General features: G+C 44.6%; 3 protein-coding genes and 1 pseudogene. All 4 read left to right on the top strand.

The genetic code is table 11. The features are described from left to right. A pseudogene (locus NDI42_RS28805) lies at positions 1-747 on the top strand (hypothetical protein); the annotation flags it as partial. 351 nt (positions 748-1,098) lie between these two features. Then, positions 1,099-1,443, top strand: coding sequence for a hypothetical protein (locus NDI42_RS28800; RefSeq protein WP_190460447.1), 345 nt, complete (start codon positions 1,099-1,101; stop codon positions 1,441-1,443). A 199-nt stretch (positions 1,444-1,642) separates the two neighbouring features. Further along, positions 1,643-1,930, top strand: coding sequence for a hypothetical protein (locus tag NDI42_RS28795; protein ID WP_190460445.1), 288 nt, complete (start codon positions 1,643-1,645; stop codon positions 1,928-1,930). Positions 1,931-2,228: 298 nt separating this feature from the next. Beyond that, a partial coding sequence (locus tag NDI42_RS29055; RefSeq protein ID WP_431191442.1) for an IS1/IS1595 family N-terminal zinc-binding domain-containing protein occupies positions 2,229-2,385 on the top strand: 157 nt, incomplete at its 3' end.

Genomic DNA, 2,385 nt, shown 5'->3' with positions numbered 1-2,385 from the left:
TATCTTCCAGCTAGGGATAAGAAACGGCTGGATACCATTAAAGAGCAGGGAGAGGGCAAGGCGTGGATACCGGATCTAAATAAATCACTGCTCTCTGCGCCCGTTCGAGCCTTATCTTTGGAAAGGCTGGGTATATTGCGCTTGTTAGATACCGAGCGGCAGTTTAAGAATGAGGACGAAGACCTTCAGGAGATAGCTAAGAACGCGATTCAATATAGATGGAATATTAAAAGTGCGTTGGGCATCAGTATTAACGAGATAGATTCGCCAATAACAATCGCGCAGAAACTACTGGGTAAGCTCGGACTGCGATTAACCTTTCTCTACAAGGAAGGCTCACGAGGGGAACAACAACGAGTCTATGGGTTTAAAGAGCCAACAGACGGACGCGATGAGGTATTTGCTGTGTGGCTGGCACGAGATGAGGCAGCGAGGCAGGCGGAACTAGATAAAGTATCAAGTTGTGATACGGTAGTCACGCCCGGTAATAAAGAGTATATAAACAACTCCAGTGACTACCAAAATACTTCCCAATCTATTGATGAGGTGGACATGGGAGGACTTAGCCAGGAGGATGTTGTAGGCTTTGCGGAGTTCCTGGAGAATGCGAATTGTGCTGAGCTGGCTACTGCGGCATTTGGGATGCTCCGAGATTTGTGTCAGCAGGCGAAGAAGGCAATTTGGGCAAAGATTTCCCGCGAAAAAAGGGCAGAGCTTTGGCATTGGAAAACGGCAGCAGCTGGTTGAAATGGCGATCGCAATCTGTTTCCTTGAGTGCGCGATCTCAATCTCGACCAAATGTTGATTCCTGATCTGCCAGCCAGCGCAATCACAATCAAGTGCCATTGTCACCTACTCCCGCTTATTCTCTTTCGGTGGGTTAGGTTGCTAGTGTCTTGTTCTAGCTCCTGCTTTAATGTTGGAGCTGGAAGGCAATGAGGTGGAGCGATACCAAAGAAATGTGGGTTTGAACCAGAAGTAACTTGGCTATACATTTGCAAGACCGATGCAGAAATACGTCCTGAGAGTTTTGCGCTTGCCCATAGCGCTCTTGTAAAATCATTTTCAATTGTTGAGAATTCGCCCAGGAAAAAGTTTATGGCAGATATGTCCGGTCAAGACCCCTCGGAAATCATAATGGCAACGGTTGATGAAGAACAAAAAGGCGCAACTTTCAGCGGTCAGGTCATCCTTGGTATAAATCCTGATGGTGGGAAAGTCGTTGTCTTTAGTGACTTTTTAATTGAAGATTATAAAGGCGAACTTACCGCTTATTTGGCAACAGATGGCGATATAAAGAAAAGCATTGATTTAGGCGAACTCGATCATAAAAACCCCAGTTTTTGGCTGCCAATTCCGCCGGGAACGGATACATCACCCTACAATACAGTCGTGTTGAGCGACAAAAAAAGCAAGAAAAAAATTCTGACCATCGATCTATAAAATTTGTAACTTAGCTCGTAGTTCAGCCAAATTCGATTGCCCTCTTGTATAGAACCCATTTGAGACTATTCCTGAAACTAAAAGCCTTGCAGCTAGCTGGTTTTATCCCTGTTCTTGCAAAAAACAGTCGAGTTTAAGCAGGCTCTATCATTGATCGCAAAGTAACGGCTTACTTCAAAGCCAAGCACCCCAGCAAAAGATGTCAAATGGGTTCTATATCGCACCTGAATCAATTGAAGCACACCAATATTCCGTGAAGCGTCCGAGCGGCGCTTATTTATACAACAAGTTCACCTCAAAAGAGGCAATATTTGAACCGTCCCAACGCACTCAAAAAGTAAAGGTTTTACACCTCAGCCACGACGATGACCCCCGTAATATTGAGGGGCGATTGGGCATTGAAAGACGCAATCAATTGACCCAATTAAGAACAAAATTAAGAGAGATGAAAATACGCTTAATGGATGCTCAGTCGCTTTTGGAGTAATTACAGTTTGTTATAGCTATTAGGTTCATCTGCCAGCTAGAACAAACTGTAGTCAGGATTTGCGGGGCAATTTCAGCTAGATGCGGGGCAATGTGCAGGGCAGATGCGGGGCTGTAATGCTTGCTCCATATGCCTCGCGGGGCAATCGGGACAGTTTTGGTAATTGTTTTTTGTTTTGGGCATTTTAATTTTCCATTCCGGAAAAAGACGAAAACATTGAAAAAGAAATTTCGGCGTTGCTGAAAGGATAATGTTATTTATAGACTAAAATAATTGACCTGTCTCACCCTTGTCTAAGATGAAATGCCCAAAGTGTAACGCAACTGAGGTATCTAAGAACGGTCACCGTAAAGGTAGGCAGTGCTACAAATGCAAGCACTGTGGTCGCCAGTTCCTCGACCATTACCGACCTTGGCAGTATTCCAACGATGTCAAGCAACTGTGTCTGAAAATGT

The sequence above is a fragment of the Funiculus sociatus GB2-C1 genome, assembly GCF_039962115.1.
GTDB lineage: Bacteria > Cyanobacteriota > Cyanobacteriia > Cyanobacteriales > FACHB-T130 > Funiculus > Funiculus sociatus.
The sequence above is the reverse complement of the archived record's forward strand: the minus strand, read 5'-3'. Positions and strand labels throughout refer to the sequence as shown.

Coding starts and splice junctions, on each gene's coding strand:
- NDI42_RS28800 (WP_190460447.1), top strand. CDS start 1,099: ATGGCAGATATGTCCGGTCAAGACCCCTCGGAAATCATAATGGCAACG.
- NDI42_RS28795 (WP_190460445.1), top strand. CDS start 1,643: ATGTCAAATGGGTTCTATATCGCACCTGAATCAATTGAAGCACACCAA.